Origin of the sequence: Actinokineospora alba, assembly GCF_004362515.1 — a bacterium.
Lineage (GTDB): Bacteria > Actinomycetota > Actinomycetes > Mycobacteriales > Pseudonocardiaceae > Actinokineospora > Actinokineospora alba.
This window is the reverse complement of record NZ_SNXU01000001.1, coordinates 6,827,549-6,842,686: the sequence shown is the minus strand read 5'-3', so window position 1 is coordinate 6,842,686 and position 15,138 is coordinate 6,827,549. Positions and strand designations below refer to the sequence as shown.

Annotated in this window: 15 protein-coding genes; 13 read left to right on the top strand and 2 right to left on the bottom strand. The window is 70.4% G+C overall.

Features of this window, described 5'->3' with window-relative positions; all coding sequences use genetic code 11:
* Nucleotides 1-185: 185 nt before the first annotated feature.
* From C8E96_RS30820 to C8E96_RS30805, 4 genes are all read left to right on the top strand, one after another.
* Entirely contained in the window at nt 186-1,400 is a 1,215-nt protein-coding gene (locus C8E96_RS30820) for a hypothetical protein (protein ID WP_091380834.1), read from the top strand.
* A 471-nt stretch (nt 1,401-1,871) separates the two neighbouring features.
* A complete protein-coding gene (locus C8E96_RS30815; protein ID WP_228770120.1) occupies nt 1,872-2,693 on the top strand; it encodes an SGNH/GDSL hydrolase family protein in 822 nt (273 codons plus the stop codon).
* A gap of 10 nt (nt 2,694-2,703) precedes the next feature.
* Nucleotides 2,704-3,801 carry a pyridoxal-phosphate-dependent aminotransferase family protein gene (locus C8E96_RS30810; RefSeq protein ID WP_091380827.1) on the top strand — a complete coding sequence of 366 codons (1,098 nt, stop codon included), beginning with the start codon at nt 2,704-2,706 and terminating at the stop codon, nt 3,799-3,801.
* 12 nt (nt 3,802-3,813) lie between these two features.
* Complete coding sequence (locus tag C8E96_RS30805) at nt 3,814-4,863, top strand: zinc-dependent alcohol dehydrogenase family protein (protein WP_091380824.1); 1,050 nt, start codon at nt 3,814-3,816, stop codon at nt 4,861-4,863.
* A gap of 2 nt (nt 4,864-4,865) precedes the next feature.
* On the opposite strand, the gene C8E96_RS30800 is transcribed toward C8E96_RS30805, so the two are convergent.
* Nucleotides 4,866-5,447: a TIGR03086 family metal-binding protein gene (locus C8E96_RS30800; RefSeq protein WP_091380821.1), complete on the bottom strand. Its 582-nt coding sequence runs from the start codon at nt 5,445-5,447 to the stop codon at nt 4,866-4,868.
* Nucleotides 5,448-5,529: 82 nt separating this feature from the next.
* Here C8E96_RS30800 and C8E96_RS30795 point away from each other — a divergent pair, with 82 nt between their 5' ends.
* A complete protein-coding gene (locus C8E96_RS30795; RefSeq protein ID WP_091380818.1) occupies nt 5,530-6,486 on the top strand; it encodes a helix-turn-helix transcriptional regulator in 957 nt (318 codons plus the stop codon).
* Here C8E96_RS30795 and C8E96_RS33790 read toward each other — a convergent pair.
* Nucleotides 6,476-7,078, bottom strand: coding sequence for a uridine kinase family protein (locus C8E96_RS33790; protein ID WP_133794909.1), 603 nt, complete (start codon nt 7,076-7,078; stop codon nt 6,476-6,478). The genes C8E96_RS30795 and C8E96_RS33790 overlap by 11 nt on opposite strands.
* A 44-nt stretch (nt 7,079-7,122) precedes the next feature.
* On the opposite strand from C8E96_RS33790, the gene C8E96_RS30785 reads away from it, so the two are divergent.
* The 8 genes from C8E96_RS30785 to C8E96_RS30750 are packed head-to-tail and all read left to right on the top strand — an operon-like array spanning nt 7,123 to nt 15,078.
* Entirely contained in the window at nt 7,123-8,460 is a 1,338-nt protein-coding gene (locus tag C8E96_RS30785) for a replication-associated recombination protein A (protein WP_407642663.1), read from the top strand.
* A 15-nt stretch (nt 8,461-8,475) separates the two neighbouring features.
* Entirely contained in the window at nt 8,476-9,075 is a 600-nt protein-coding gene (locus tag C8E96_RS30780; protein ID WP_133794906.1) for a hypothetical protein, read from the top strand.
* A gap of 55 nt (nt 9,076-9,130) precedes the next feature.
* Nucleotides 9,131-9,547: a DUF948 domain-containing protein gene (locus C8E96_RS30775; protein ID WP_091380807.1), complete on the top strand. Its 417-nt coding sequence runs from the start codon at nt 9,131-9,133 to the stop codon at nt 9,545-9,547.
* Complete coding sequence (locus C8E96_RS30770) at nt 9,544-9,807, top strand: hypothetical protein (protein WP_091380803.1); 264 nt, start codon at nt 9,544-9,546, stop codon at nt 9,805-9,807. Before C8E96_RS30775 ends, C8E96_RS30770 begins: the two co-directional genes overlap by 4 nt.
* Nucleotides 9,808-9,862: 55 nt before the next feature.
* The gene (alaS, locus tag C8E96_RS30765) at nt 9,863-12,526 is read left to right on the top strand and encodes an alanine--tRNA ligase (RefSeq protein WP_091380799.1); all 2,664 of its coding nucleotides are present in this window, start codon (nt 9,863-9,865) and stop codon (nt 12,524-12,526) included.
* Nucleotides 12,523-13,014, top strand: coding sequence for a Holliday junction resolvase RuvX (ruvX, locus tag C8E96_RS30760; RefSeq protein WP_091380795.1), 492 nt, complete (start codon nt 12,523-12,525; stop codon nt 13,012-13,014). The genes alaS and ruvX overlap by 4 nt, the downstream gene beginning before the upstream one ends.
* Nucleotides 13,011-14,234, top strand: coding sequence for an endolytic transglycosylase MltG (mltG, locus tag C8E96_RS30755; RefSeq protein ID WP_091380792.1), 1,224 nt, complete (start codon nt 13,011-13,013; stop codon nt 14,232-14,234). The genes ruvX and mltG overlap by 4 nt, the downstream gene beginning before the upstream one ends.
* Nucleotides 14,224-15,078, top strand: a complete 855-nt coding sequence (locus C8E96_RS30750; RefSeq protein WP_091380789.1) for a shikimate dehydrogenase — start codon at nt 14,224-14,226, stop codon at nt 15,076-15,078. The genes mltG and C8E96_RS30750 overlap by 11 nt, the downstream gene beginning before the upstream one ends.
* Nucleotides 15,079-15,138: the final 60 nt, after the last annotated feature.

Below are 15,138 nucleotides of genomic sequence, written 5' to 3'. Positions count from 1 at the left end.
TTCAAACCTGGTTCCCAGGATTTCAAACGTAGGTCTCACGGTCTGGGAGTACGACACTCGTTCTGGCTTCGCGCCGTGATTTCTCGACCGCCCCCTCCCTCTGGATCGTCGCCTACCACTACGGTCCTCGGGGACACCCAAGGCCCGGTCTTGGGGACCTACGATCGGGAGTAGGGTCAGAGGAGATGAGTGTGGAGATCGCCGCCGACCCACCGGAGACAAACGACACCGTGACGTCACCGGACCAGCAGGCGGAGGTATTGGCGACTGTCGTCGCGGCGGAGTCGGTGCTCACCAAGCGGTTCGGGGCCCGGATCCAGCTCGCCGAACCGGAGGACCTGGGCGGCAGCGAACGCTCCATCGTCTTACGCGTGAAGGTGGCGTCGAGCCCCTTCTCCCTCCCACGCACCCTCGCCGTCAAGCGCTACGTCCAGCCACCGGGCACCACCCCGCGCGACAGCTGGATCCGCGAGGCCGTGAGCTACCAACTCTTCACCGCGTTGACCGCCGAAGACCGCATGTGCCCGGAACTGTTCGCCCACGACGGCGACAGCCGCCTGTTGGTCATGGAAGACCTGGGCCGCGCACCGACCCTCGCAGGCAAGTTGCACGGCACCGACGCGCGCGCCGCAGAGGGCGCGCTGCTGTCCTGGGCCCGTTCCCTGGGCCGCCTGCACGCCACGACGGCGGGGCGTGAAGCCGACTTCGACGCCCTGCTGCGCAGGCAGAGCCCACCCAGCGCCAAAGACCCCCTCGCCGAACACGGCCCCACAGCCGTCGCGGCTCTGCCGGCGTTGCTGGCAAGCGAGTTCGGCATCGAGACCAGCCCCGCGGCCGCTGAGTTCGCCCTGGGCACCGTGGCACTGCTGGACAACAGCAGGCACCGCGCGTTCAGCCCGTCGGACTCCTGCCCCGACAACAACCTGATCACCAACCGCGGCGTGCGTTTCCTCGACTTCGAGGGCGGCTGCGTCCGAAACATGATGTTCGACGCCGCCTACCTGACGGTGCCGTTCCCCAGCTGCTGGTGCGCCTACGCGCTGCCCCCGGGAATGACCGACGCCATGCTCGCCGCCTGGCGGGCGGAGGTCCGAGTCATGTGGCCGGACCTGGACGACGACGAGGTGTTGCTGCCGAGGTTGCTGGACGCCCAGGTGTTCTGGGTGTGCCTGACGACCTGGCAGTACCTGACCGTCCCCGACATCGACCAACTCGGGTCGGGCGGCGCGGTGGACACACCACATCAGAGCGAGGTCCTGGTGGCCCGCTGGGCAGACCTGGCGAAGGCCGCCAAGAGGGCCGGGGCAAGCGCCGTGGTCGACCACGCCGAGACAGTGGCCGCCGCGATGAGGGCCAGGTTCGGCGACCGCACGCTGGACCTCTACCCAGCGTTCCGATAGGCCGTAGGCCGTAGAACCGACCACCGCGAGGGCATGGGGATCGTCCCGACCACCGCGAGGGCAGGGGGATTCGTCCCGACCACCGCGAGGGCAGGGGGAGCCGTCCCGACCACCCCGAAGGCAAGAGAACCCTCCCGACCACCCCGAATCGCAAGGGGCCCAACAGAACGGCCTGTTTGGGTGGTTCGCCTTGATTCGGGGTGAGAAGGACCTAAACTCGCCCGGCGCGGGGCAGTTTCTTCACCCTGCCCGCTTTACCCGCGCAGGTCCTTCTCCGGGGTCCCCGAATCAAGGCGAACCACCCAAACAGGCACCCACCCACAAAGCCCGCCGGCAACACCCCCAGCAACAACCTCCAGCAACAACCTCCAGCAACAACCTCCAGCCAAGCACCGAGACTTCGCTGACACGCCCCTCCACAGACACCCCAATCTCACCGCCCGTGCGCGAACACCCCTGATCGTTGACCCCGTGACCGCGGTGGCGATTTCCACGGCTTGGACGGCGAGCAGGCTCGCCGTCCTCGGTGACTCGACAACCTTCGGCGTCGGCGACCCTCTCCCCAGAGGCGGCTGGCGCGGCGTCGGCCCCCTCTTGGGTGACGCCCTGGGCGCCCAGATCAACAACTTCTCCTTCACCGGCGCCCGCATAGCCTGCGTCCACAACAGACAACTCCCCGAAGCCCTCAAGACCCGCCCCGACACGGCCATCGTGATCGCGGGCATGAACGACACCCTCCGCTCGGACTTCGACCCGCGGCAGATACGCGCGCACCTCATCCGCGTGGTGACCGCGCTCAACGCCCAGGGCGCGGTCGTCCTGCTCGCCCGTTATCACGACCACAGCCGCGTCTTCCGCCTCCCCGGTTCGCTGCGTCGAGCCCTCAAGGACCGCATCGACCGCCTCAACGCGGTGATCGACGAGGTTGTCACCGAGACCGGCGCCCCGTGCCTGGACCTCGACCGCATGCCCGGCGCGTACGGCCCCGACGTTTGGGCGGTCGACCGCCTGCACCCCTCCGAACTGGGCCACCGCATGCTCGCCGCCGGTTTCGGCGAGTTGCTGGCCGCCGCGGGCTGCGTGGTGCCGAACCCGGTCAGCCTGGTCTGCGAGGGCGGCAGGCCCGCCAACAAGGCCGAGCATTTCGCCTGGCTGATCATCAAGGGCATCCCGTGGTTGTGGCGTCGCGGACGCGACCTGGTGCCCTACGCGGTGGGGATCATGGTCCGGTCGATGCTGGGCCGCGCGGAACCCAGTGGGCCCGTACCGGCGGAGGCCCCCGCCCGTCCGTAAAGTCCAGGGCATGGCACTGGTTGACCGTGTACTGCTCGGACCCGGACCGTCGAACCCGTATCCGGAGGCGACCGCCGCGCTCGGCGCGCCGTTGCTCGGCCATCTCGACCCGGAGTTCCTGCGCGTGCTCGATGAGACGTGCGCGCGCCTGCGGGTGGTGTGGGGCACGGAGAACGCCCGCACCCTGCCGCTGTCGGGCACCGGCTCGATCGGCATGGAGGCCGCGTTCGCGAACTTCGTGCGACCCGGCGACGTGGTCGTCGTGGCGGTGAACGGGCTCTTCGGCGAGCGGATGGTCGACGTCGCCGGGCGCTACGGCGGCGAGGTCGTGCGAGTCGATCACGAGTGGGGACAGCCCGTCGACGTCGAGCGCGTCCTCGCCGCGCATCCCGCGCCCAAGGTCGTCGCCGCTGTGCACGCGGAGACCTCGACCGGTGTGCGCAGCGACATCGGCGCCCTCGCCGTCGCCGTCCACACGCGCGACCCGGGTGCGCTCGTGGTCGCCGACTGCGTGACCTCACTGGCCGGAATCCCGGTCAGCATCGACCACTGGGGCGTGGACGTCGCGTACTCCGGCACCCAGAAGTGCCTCGGCGTCGCGCCGGGTCTGGCGCCGTTCACGGTGTCCGAGCGCGCGTGGGAGCGTCGTCTGCCGAAGCCGCCTACCTGGTACTTGGACTTGAACCTGATCGGCGCTTACGTCGACGGAAGCAACGGCGGCCGGACCTACCACCACACCGCGCCCGTGGCCATGATCGCGTCGCTGCACGCTGCGCTGGGGCGGGTGCTGGAGGAAGGGCTGGAGACGGTCTGGGAGCGGCACCGGGTCGCAGGGGAGCGGCTGCGGGAAGGCCTCGGCGAACTTGGCTTGGAGCTGTTCGCCGCCGAAGGCCACCGGCTGCCGGAGCTGACGACCGTGCGCGTTCCGGACGGCGTGGACTCCGCCAAGGTCCGGCAGATTCTGCTCTCGGACTACAACCTGGAAATAGGCGCGGGGGCGGGCGCGTTCGCCACCAGTGTGTGGCGCATCGGGTTGATGGGCCACAACGCCCGGCTCGACCGGGTGGAACTCGTCCTGGGCGCGCTGCGCCGGGTCCTCGGCCGATAGGAGCTCGGATACATGCGCGCGACAGTCCTGCATGGTGCTGGTGACATCCGGCTCGAGAACGTGGCCGACCCCGCCTTACGCAACCCGACCGACGCCGTTGTCCGCGTCGTCGCGTCCTGCGTCTGCGGCTCGGACCTGTGGGGCTACCGCGGTGTCTCGCCGACCGAGAAGCCGCGCCGGATCGGCCACGAGTTCGTCGGGATCGTCGAGGAGGTCGGCTCGGCGGTCCGCACGGTCAAGGCGGGCGACTTCGTGATCGCCCCCTTCGCGGTCAGCGACGGCGACTGCGTGCACTGCCGCAACGGCGTCTATACGTCGTGCGCCCGCGGCGGCTACTGGGGCAGCACCGACAAAGCGGGCGACCCGATCGACGGCGCGCAGGCGCAGTACGTCGTGTCCCCGTTCGCCGACGGCACACTCGTCGCCACCCCAGGTGTGCCGGACGAGAGCCTGCTGTCGAGCGTGCTGACGCTGTCCGACGTCATGGGCACCGGCCACCACGCCGCGATCGCCGCCGGTGTCGGGCCGGGGGACACCGTGGCCGTCGTCGGCGACGGCGCGGTCGGCCTGTGCGCGGTCCTCGCCGCCCACCGCCTGGGCGCCGAGCGGATCATCGTCATGTCCCGACACGACGCCCGGCAGCGGGTGGCGAAGGAGTTCGGCGCCACCGACATCGTCACCGAGCGCGGCGACGAGGGCGCCGTGAAGGTGATCGAGCTGCTCGGGGGCATCGGCGCCGACGCGGTCCTGGAATGCGTCGGCACCAAGGAATCCATGCAGCAGGCACTCGACTCGGTCCGCCCCGGCGGCCGGGTGGGGTACGTCGGCGTCCCCGCGGGCGGCCCGGAACTCCCCGTCGGTCAGATGTTCGGCAACAACATCGCCGTCGCGGGCGGTGTGGCGCCGGTTCGGGGATATATCAGCGAACTGCTCGCCGACGTGCTCGACGGGAAGATCAACCCGGGCCTGGTCTTCGACGCGGAGTACTCGCTGGACCGGGTCGCGGAGGCGTACACCGCGATGGACGCCCGAGAGGTGATCAAGCCGCTGCTGCGGCCGTGACACTAGCGGCCGAGGTAGCGCAGCAGCCGGGTCTCCGCGCTGTCGTCCGCCTCGGTGGCGCCCGCGGCGGCGAACGCGCCCCACTGCCGCAGCGGCTCCACGATCGCGTGCGCCACCTCGAGCAGTTCCACGCACAGCGGCTCGCTCAGCGGCGACGGGTTGCCCGTGGCGACGGCGATGTCCCACGCGTGCACGGCCGCGTCCAGCGCGCACGCGCCCGCGGCGACCGCGATCGGCAGCTCGCCGTGCGGAAGCGGGGTCGGCGCGGTGTCCGAGTCGGTCCGCGCCCAGGCGTCGGCCGTGCGTTCCACGGCGTCCCGGACCAAGGCGACCGGGCTGCCGTCGACCGACCCGGACGGAGCGAACGGGTCGAAGTCCGGCCCGCTGCCGAAGCCGAGCGTCGAGGCGTAGGCCAGCTGGTCACCGGCCGCGTGCTGCACGACCTGGGTGACCGTCCACTGCGAACACGGGGTCGGCAGCGTCCACTGGTCATCGCCGACACCCGCGACGGCGGCTTCGAGGATCCGGTGGGACTCGGCGAGGGTCTGGCGCCAGGTGAGCCGCTCGGTGCTGGTGTTCGTCATCGTGGTGCCTTTCGCTGTTCGGGCTGTACCTGAAACTTAAAACCCCATTAGGCTGTTTTCGTTCCTAATTGCGGGAGGATTCGTGGCGGAGACGGCAACGCGACTGTTGCGCCTGCTCTCCCTGCTGCAGGACCAGCGGGCACGAACCGGCAGTGAACTGGCCGATCACCTCGGCGTCACCGGCCGCACACTGCGCCACGACATCGCGCGGCTGCGCGAACTGGGCTACCCGATCCACGCCGAGCGTGGCTCCACCGGCGGCTACCGCCTGGGCCAAGGCGCGAGCATGCCGCCACTGCTGCTCGACGACGACGAAGCCGTAGCGGTCGCGGTGGCGATCGGCGTCGCCGAGGAGGGTGCGACGGGCATCGCGGACATCGAGGAAAGCACCGCCCGGGCCCTGGCGAAACTCACCCAGATCATGCCGAAACGCTTGCAGCGCAAGGTGAAAGCCCTACGCACCGCCACCGCGGTCGGCCCGGCGGTGACGGGCTCACGCGAACCCGACGCACCGGTCGCCGCCGCGGTCCTCGACACCATCGCAGCCGCCGTGCGCGACAACGCGACCCTGCGGATCGACGGCGTCCAGGTCGAGCCGTACCGCCTGATCAGCTGGCAGCGGCGGTGGTACCTCGTCACCTACGACCTCGACGACCACGCGTGGCGAGCCCTCCCGGTGGCGAGCGCGGGCACCGTGGTCCCCGGCACCCGCCGCTTCGCGCCCCGCCTGCTGCCCGACGACGACCTCGTCGCCTTCGTGCTTCGCGAGATCGCCTCGACGGGTTGGAAGGTCCACGCCCGGATCACGGTCCTCGCACCCGCACCGGTGGTCGTCGCGCGGATCAACCCGACCGTCGGGATCGTGGAAGCCGTCGATGAACACACCAGCGTCCTGGTGACGGGCGCGGACACCCTGGAGACCATCGCGATCTACGTCAGCATGCTCGGGATGGACTTCCGGCTCGACGGACCACCGGAACTGGTCGAACACGTGCGGGTCCTGGGAGAGCGCTACCTCGCGGCGATCGTCAGGCCTTGACCGGCCGCGACAGCTCCTCCAGCAACCCCAACACCTCAGCCGACGTCCGCCGCCGCATCCCCGCCAGCTCACACCGCCGGACCACCGCCGAGTGCTCCCGCCACAGCCGCAATCCCCGCCGCACCAGCACGTGCGTAGGCTTCCGCGACTCCGCCACATCCCGCACCAGCCGCCGCGCGAAGGTCCGCCCACCACCCGGCGCGAGCACCACGGCGTCCGCGAGCACCCCCGCCTCCCGGCAACCCTCCACGATCCGGTCCGCGAACAGCCCCTCCGCGACGAACACCGGCGAACCGTCCAGAACGAGGTCGTACCCGCCCACCCGCCGGTCCGCGCCCAGTTCGTAGTGCGGCGCGTGGATCTTCCCCGTGGAAGCGAGCCGGATGATGGCGTCGACAGCGTCCTCGGCATGCCACGCGGCGGGCAGATCCCAGTCCACCTGACCAGTGGCGTCGCGCGGGAGCAGCGGGTCGTCGCCCTCGCGGTAGAAGTCGTCGAGGCGCAGGACCGGCACACCGGCCTGGGCCGCCAACGTCGATTTCCCAGAGCCCGAAGGGCCCGCGAGCAGCACGACACGCGCAGACGGGGTCACGGGGGAAAATTGTCGCACGCGCGGAACGGGTAGCGTCGATCCCTGTGGAACAGGAGTTCGATCTGGATCTGTTCGCCGCGCCCACCTCCTCGGCGCGGCGCCCCAACGCACCGCTGGCCGTGCGGATGCGCCCGGCGACCCTCGACGAGGTGGTCGGCCAGGACCATCTCCTCGGCCCCGGCGCCCCGCTGCGCAGGCTCGTCGAAGGCGCCGCGCCCGCGTCGATCCTGCTCTACGGACCGCCCGGCACCGGCAAGACGACGCTGGCCACCCTGGTCTCCTCCGCGATCGGCCGCCGCTTCGTCGCCCTGTCCGCGCTGTCGGCGGGCGTCAAAGAGGTCCGCGCGGTCATCGACGACGCCAAACGCAGGCTCAGCCACTCCGGCGAGTCCACGGTCCTGTTCATCGACGAAGTGCACCGCTTCTCCCGCACCCAGCAGGACGCGCTCCTCGGCGCGGTCGAAGACCGCATCGTCCTGCTCGTCGCCGCGACCACGGAGAACCCGTTCTTCTCCGTCGTCTCCCCGCTCCTGTCGCGCTCGCTGGTGCTGCAGCTGCAACCGCTCACCGACACCGACCTGCGCGACCTGATCCGCCGCGCGATCGCCGACGACCGCGGCCTCGCGGGCGCCGTCACCCTCGACCCGGAGGCCGAGGACCACCTCGTCCGCCTCGCGAGCGGCGACGCCCGCCGCGCCCTGACCGCGCTGGAAGCCGCCGCCGACACCGCCGTCGCCACCCGCGACGGCTCGATCGACCTGGCCACCGTCGAGGCGACCGTCGACAAGGCCGCCGTGCGCTACGACCGCTCCGGCGACCAGCACTACGACGTCATCAGCGCGTTCATCAAGTCCATCCGAGGGTCCGACGTGGACGCCGCGCTGCACTATCTGGCCCGGATGATCGAGGCGGGGGAGGACCCGCGGTTCATCGCCCGCAGGCTCGTCGTGCACGCCAGCGAGGACATCGGCATGGCCGACCCGACCGCCCTGCTCACCGCCACCGCCGCCGCGCAGGCCGTGCAGCTCATCGGCATGCCGGAGGCCCGGCTCGCTCTCGCCCAGGCCACGGTCCACCTGGCCACCGCTCCGAAGTCCAACGCGGTGATCACCGCCATCGACAGCGCCATGGCCGACGTCCGCGCCGGCGGCGCCGGGCTGGTCCCCGCCCACCTGCGGGACGGGCACTACCAAGGCGCCAAGCAACTCGGCAACGCCACCGGCTACCGCTACCCGCACGACGTCCCCGACGGTGTCCTCACCCAGCAGTACCCGCCGGACGAACTGGTCGGCCGCGACTACTACGAGCCCACCACCCGCGGCGCCGAACGCCAACTCGCCGACCGCGTCCCCAAACTCCGCAGGGTCATCCGCGGCGACTGAGCGCACACTGGTCCGATGGCCTCCCGATACCCACGGAGACGGACCGACCACCGCTGGTGGACCGGCTTGGCCGTCTTCCTCGGGTTGGTCTTCGTCGCGCTCGTGATCCAGGGCCTCACCGTGCACAAGATCGGCTTCGGCCCGCTCTCCATCGAGTTCGGCGAGCGGGCGAAAAGCGGCGGCACCAACGGCGGCGACCTGAACGGCAGCGCTCCCGCCGACCTCCCGTTCGATCAGGCGAAAACGGTCACCGGATCGTGGAAGACGACCAGAGGCAAGGTCACGCTCGAAGTCGTCCAGGTCGAGCAGCAGGACGGCTGGGTCCGTGTCACCGCCCGCGTCCGCAACGGCGCGGGGAACGCCGTCAACCTCCCCCTGTTCGGCAATTTCGTCGCGAGCGACGACACCGACAGCGGCTACGGCCCTCGGATCGCCGGCCTGGACACCGGCTGGACACCCGATGTCCCGGCCGGTCAGACCCTGCGCGGCGTGATCATCCTGGATAAACAAGTGCCTCCCAGCGCAAAGGCGCTTACCGTTTCCTTCACCCACGTTCTCGGATTCGGCGCGCCGAGCGGCGGGATCACCGTCAGTGGTGTGCCTGTCCCGAGGTGAAGGCCCGGGCGCGGTAGCCTGACGCCGATCAAAACCCCGTTGACGAGGAGGGCCCGTGACAGCAGGGCAGATCGCCGCGCTGATCGCCGCAGGCGCGTTCGTGCTGCTGGTAGTGCTGCTGGGCATCATGCTGTTCAAGCTTGGGCGCACGCTGGACGAGGCCACCATCGCGATCCGCAAGGCGCACGAGAACAGCGACCCGCTCTTCAACGGCGCCAACACCACGCTGACGCACGTCAACGCCCAGCTTGAGCGGGTCGACGGCATCACCTCCAACGCGCAGGCCGTCACCGGCAACGTCTCCGCGCTGACCTCGGTGTTCACCGCCACGCTCGGCGGCCCGCTGGTCAAGTTCGCCGCGCTGTCCTACGGCGTGAGCAAGGCGATGAAGGCCCGCCGCCGCGCCAAGGGCGAGATCGAGGGCAAGCACTCGCGTCCCGCCCGCCGCAAGCGCAAGGGAGTCCGCGCATGAAGCGGGTCTTCTGGCTCGGCCTCGGCGTGGCCACCGGCGTCGCTCTGTCCCGCAAGGCCAAGCAGACCGCGCACGCGGTGACCCCCGCGGGAATCGCGGGCAACGTCGGCGACGCCGTGCGTGAACTCGCGGGCGCCATCGGCGCCTTCGGCGCGGACGTGCGCGCGGGCATGGTCGAACGCGAAGAGGAACTCACCGACGTCGTCGAGCGCCGCTCCGGGGTCCGACCCGGCGCGCGAGCGCGTAGGGCGAACGGCTGAGCCGTTCGCCGCGCCGCCCCGCCGCCGAACCCACTGATTCCTTAGGAACAAGACCGTGCAGACCCACGAGATCTCCAAGCGCTTCACCGAGTACTTCGTCGCCAACGACCACACCAAGGTCGCCAGCGCGTCGCTGATCCTCGAAGACCCCAACCTGCTGTTCGTCAACGCGGGCATGGTGCAGTTCAAGCCGTACTTCCTCGGCGACGCCCCGGCCCCGTACCCGCGCGCCACCAGCGTGCAGAAGTGCGTGCGCACCGGCGACATCGACGAGGTCGGCAAGACGACCCGGCACAACACGTTCTTCCAGATGGCGGGCAACTTCTCCTTCGGCGACTACTTCAAGGCCGGGGCGATCGAGCACGCCTGGACGCTGCTGACCAACAGCGTCGCCGACGGCGGCTACGGCTTCGACCCGGACCGCCTCTGGGCGACGGTCTACAACGACGACGACGAAGCCCTCGAGCTGTGGCAGAAGATCGCGGGCCTGCCGCTGGACCGCATCCAGCGCCGCGGCGGCGAGGACAACTACTGGGACATGGGCGTGCCCGGTCCCGGCGGCCCCTGCTCGGAGATCTACTACGACCGCGGCCCCGAGCACGGCGTCGACGGCGGGCCCGAGGCCGACGAGGACCGCTACCTCGAGATCTGGAACCTCGTCTTCATGCAGGACGAGCGCGGCGACCTGAGCCCGAAGAAGGGCCACCCGCCGGTCGGCTCGCTGCCGCGCAAGAACATCGACACCGGCATGGGCATCGAGCGCGTCGCCTACCTGCTCCAGGGCGTCGACAACGTCTACGAGACCGACCTGGTCCGCCCGGTGATCAGCAAGGCCGAGGAGATGTCCGGCCGCCGCTACGGCGCGGGCAACGCCGTCGACGACGTGCGCTTCCGCGTCATCGCCGACCACGCCCGCTCCGGCATGATGATCATCGCCGACGGTGTCACCCCCGGCAACGAGGCCCGCGGCTACGTCCTGCGCCGCCTGCTGCGCCGCATCGTGCGGTCCGTGCGCCTGCTCGGCGTGCAGGAGCCGGTGCTGGGCGAGTTCGCCAAGGTCGTGCGCGACACCATGTCGCCGTCCTACCCCGACCTCGCCAGCGACTTCGCGCGGATCGAGTCGGTCATGCGCAAGGAGGAGGAGACCTTCCTCGCGACCCTGGTCAGCGGGTCGAAGATCTTCGACCTCGCCGCGGACAAGATCAAGGCCGAGGGTCGCGCGATGCTGCCCGGCGACCAGGCCTTCCAGCTGCACGACACCTACGGCTTCCCGATCGACCTGACCCTGGAGATGGCCGCCGAGAAGGGGCTGTCGGTCGACGAGAACGGCTTCCGCGAGCTGATGGCCCAGCAGCGCGCCCGCGCCAAGGCCGACGCCGCTTCGCGTAAGACCGGCCACGGCGACCAGTCCGTCTACCGCGATCTCCTGTCGCTGGGCGGCACCGAGTTCACCGGCTACACCGACCTCGCGTCGGAGTCCGTCATCCGCGGCCTTGTCCGTGACGGCAAGCGGGTCAGCGCCGCCGCCGAGGGCGACATCGTCGAGGTCGTGCTCGACCGCACCCCGCTCTATGCGGAGTCCGGTGGCCAGGAGAGCGACGCCGGGACGATCACCGGCGAGGGCGTCGAGATGGAGGTCCTCGACGTCCAGAAGATCGCCCGCAAGCTGTGGGTGCACCAGGTGCGCGTGCTCAGCGGCGAGGCCACCGAAGGCCAGCACGTCGAGGCCACCGTCGACCAGGAATGGCGCATCGGCGCACGTCAGGGCCACTCCGGCACGCACGTCGTGCACGCCGCGCTGCGCCAGGTGCTCGGCCCGACCGCGCTGCAGAGCGGGTCGTACAACAAGCCCGGCTACCTGCGGCTCGACTTCGCCTGGTCCGGCGGCCTGTCCGAGGAGACCAAGAGCGAGATCGAAGAGGTCTCCAACCTCGCCGTCCGCAAGGACCTGCCGGTCCGCGTGGTCTACACCGACATGGGCGGCGCCCAGGAGATGGGCGCGGTCGCGCTGTTCGGCGAGACCTACGACGAGCAGGTCCGCGTGGTCGAGATCGGCGGACCGTGGTCGCGTGAGCTGTGCGGTGGCACGCACGTCGAGCACTCCTCGCAGATCGGCCCGATCACCCTGCTCGGCGAGTCCTCGGTCGGCTCCGGCAGCAGGCGCCTCGAGGCTTACGTGGGCATGGACGCCATGCGCTACCTGGCCAAGGAGCGCGCCCTGGTCCAGAACCTCGCCACGATGCTTAAAGTCCCGGACGTCGAGGTACCCGCACGGGTGGAAGCGCTCATCGAGCGGCTGCGCGGCGCGGAGAAGGAGCTGGAGAAGCTCCGCGCGGGCCAGCTCTTGGCCTCCGCCGGAACCCTCGTCGACCAGGCGCAGGACCTCGACGGGACCGCGTTGGTCGCGCTCAAGGTGCCCGACGGTGTCGGCGGCAACGACCTGCGTTCCCTCGCGAGCGAGGTCCGCAACCGGCTCGGCTCCCGACCCGGCGTGGTCGCCCTGTTCTCCGTGGTCGACGGCAAGGTCGCGTTCGTCGTGGCCACCACCTCGACCGCGCGGGACAACGGCCTCGCCGCGGGCAAGCTCGTCCCCTCGTTCGCCTCGGCCATCGACGCGCGGGGAGGCGGCAAGCCCGACCTCGCCCAAGGCGGCGGCGCGAACGCCGACGGTATCGGCGAGGCGGTGAACGCCCTGCGCAGGGCGTTGGGCGGATCGTGACTCCCGCATTCGACCGGCCGGGAACCGACGACCCAGGGCGTGGCCGCAGGCTCGCCGTGGACGTCGGTTCCGTGCGGGTCGGGGTCGCCGTGAGCGATCCGGGTCCGATCCTCGCCACACCGCTCGTTACGCTGTCTCGGGACGAACGGTCGGGTGGGGACCTCGACCGGCTCACCGAGCTCGTCGCCGAGCACGAGGTGGTCGAAGTGGTGGTCGGATTGCCGAGGACGCTGGCCTCGCGGCACGGCGCGGCGGCCGAGAGCGCGCACGCGTACGCCACGGAGCTGGCCCGGCGGATCGCGCCGGTCCCGGTGCGGCTCGCCGATGAGCGGCTGACCACGGTGTCGGCGTCTCGGATGCTCAGCAAGCAGGGGGTCAAGGGCAAGCGCCAGCGAGCGGTGGTGGACCAGGCGGCGGCGGTGGAGATCCTGCAGTCGTGGCTAGACGCCCGGTCCGCGGCACTCGCTCGATCTGCGGAGGACTCATGACCGACGATCTCGGTTTGTTCGAGGAACGCCCCAGCCGGGAGCGGCCCCGGCGGCCCACCGCCGCCTCGGTGGCGGCACGCAAGGCCAAACAGCAGCGCAAGAAGCGCCGCAACCGGCTCGCCGTGTTCGGCATCGTGGTTGCGCTGCTGATCGGCGGCGGTGTGTGGTGGGGCTTCACCCAGCTCTCGGGCCTGGGCGGCTACGACGACTTCACCGGCGCGGGCGAGCGTGACGTCGTCTTCGAGGTCAAGGGCGGCGACTCCACGGGAGCCATCGCCAGTCGGTTGGCCGAGGACGGCATCATCGCGAGCAGCAAGGCGTTCCTCGCCGCGGCGCAGGACGAGGCGAAGGTCCGCTCGATCCAGCCCGGCTACTACGTGATGCGCACGAAGATCTCCGGCGAGGCGGCGGTCCAGAAGATCGTCACCCCGGCGTCCAAGGTCGGGAATCTGCAGATCAAGGCTGGTACGCAGCTCCACGACCTGACCAACGGCACGACCGTCACCCCCGGCGTCATCTCCCTGCTGTCCGCCGCATCGTGCGCGACGCTCGACGGCAAGAAGAGTTGTGTGCCGGTCGAGGAGTTGGCCAAGGTCGCCGAGACCGGTGACTTGAAGGCCCTCGGTGTCCCCGAGTGGGCCGTCCCTGACGCCTCCCGCGCGCCGGAGCCTGCGCGCAGGCTCGAAGGCTTGATCGCCCCGGATGTCTACGACGTCAAGCCGGGATCGACCGCCGAGGAGCTGTGGACGAAGCTGGTCACCGAGTCGTCGGCGCGGCTGCAGAGCTACGGGATGCCGAAGCTCGCGGAGACGACTGGGCTCACCCCGTACCAGGTCTTGGTCATCGGTTCCCTGATCCAGCGCGAGGCGATCGCGGCGGACTTCGAGAAGGTCTCGCGGGTCACGTACAACCGGCTGGCGAAGGCCATGAAGCTGGAGTACGACTCCACGATCAACTACGTCCTCGACCGCCCGGCGATCACCACCAAGCCGGAGGATCGCGCGAAGGCGGGTCCGTACAACACCTACGAGAACACGGGTCTCACTCCGACCCCGATCGCGGCGGTCAGCAAGGAAGCCCTCGCCGCGGCCGCGAAGCCGGTGGACGCCACGTGGCTGTTCTTCGTCAAATGCGAGAAGAACGGCTTGTCCTGCTTCGCCGACACGAACGACCAGCACGAGGCCAACATCAAGAAGGCCAAGGCCAACGGTGCGTACTGACCGACGCGCGGCCGTCCTCGGCTCACCTGTCGATCACTCGCTCTCCCCGGTCCTGCACAACGCCGCCTACGCGGCGCTCGGCCTGCCGGACTGGACCTACGACCGAATCGAGTGCGACGAAGCCCGCCTGCCGGGCCTGGTCGCGTCGATGGGCCCGGAGTGGGCGGGCCTGTCGGTCACCATGCCCGGCAAGCTCGCGGCACTGAGGTTCGCCACGACGGCCACCCCCCGAGCCGTCGCGGTCGGCGCCGCGAACACGCTGATCCACCGCCCTGACGGCACCTGGCACGCCGACTGCACCGACATCGACGGCGTCACCGGAGCCCTCCTGGCAGCGGGCGGGTATGTGCGTCGTCCAGGAGCCACCGCCCTGGTCCTAGGGGCCGGGGGCACCGCCCGAGCAGCCCTGGCGGCCCTTGTAGACCTCGACGTCGAGTTGGCCACCCTGATAGTCCGCGACCCGGCCCGCGCCGCGGCGGCGGTCGCAGGTGCGGCCCGGCTGGGGCTTCAGGTGGCGGTCCAGGCTTGGTCCACCACCGATTTCGCCGCGTTGGCGTCGTCGTCGGCCGTGGTCATCAACACCGCCCCGGCCGCCGCCACCGCCCCTTTGGCAACTGAACTGGCGAAGGCTCCCTGCCTGCTCGACGTCATCTACCACCCCTGGCCGACCCCAGTGGCCGAAGCGGTCACAGCAGCGGGCGGCAGGCTGGCGACGGGCCTGGACATGTTGCTGCACCAGGCTTTCACCCAGGTCGAACACTTCACCGGCCTCACCGCCCCCCGCACCGCGATGCGCGACGCACTCCACGCGGCCACCGGCGGAATGCTCCCGCTCCCCCTCTGAGCACAATTCCAAAAAAGCGTCAAACAGCCATCCCCATACCATCGTGTAAATGACACTCGA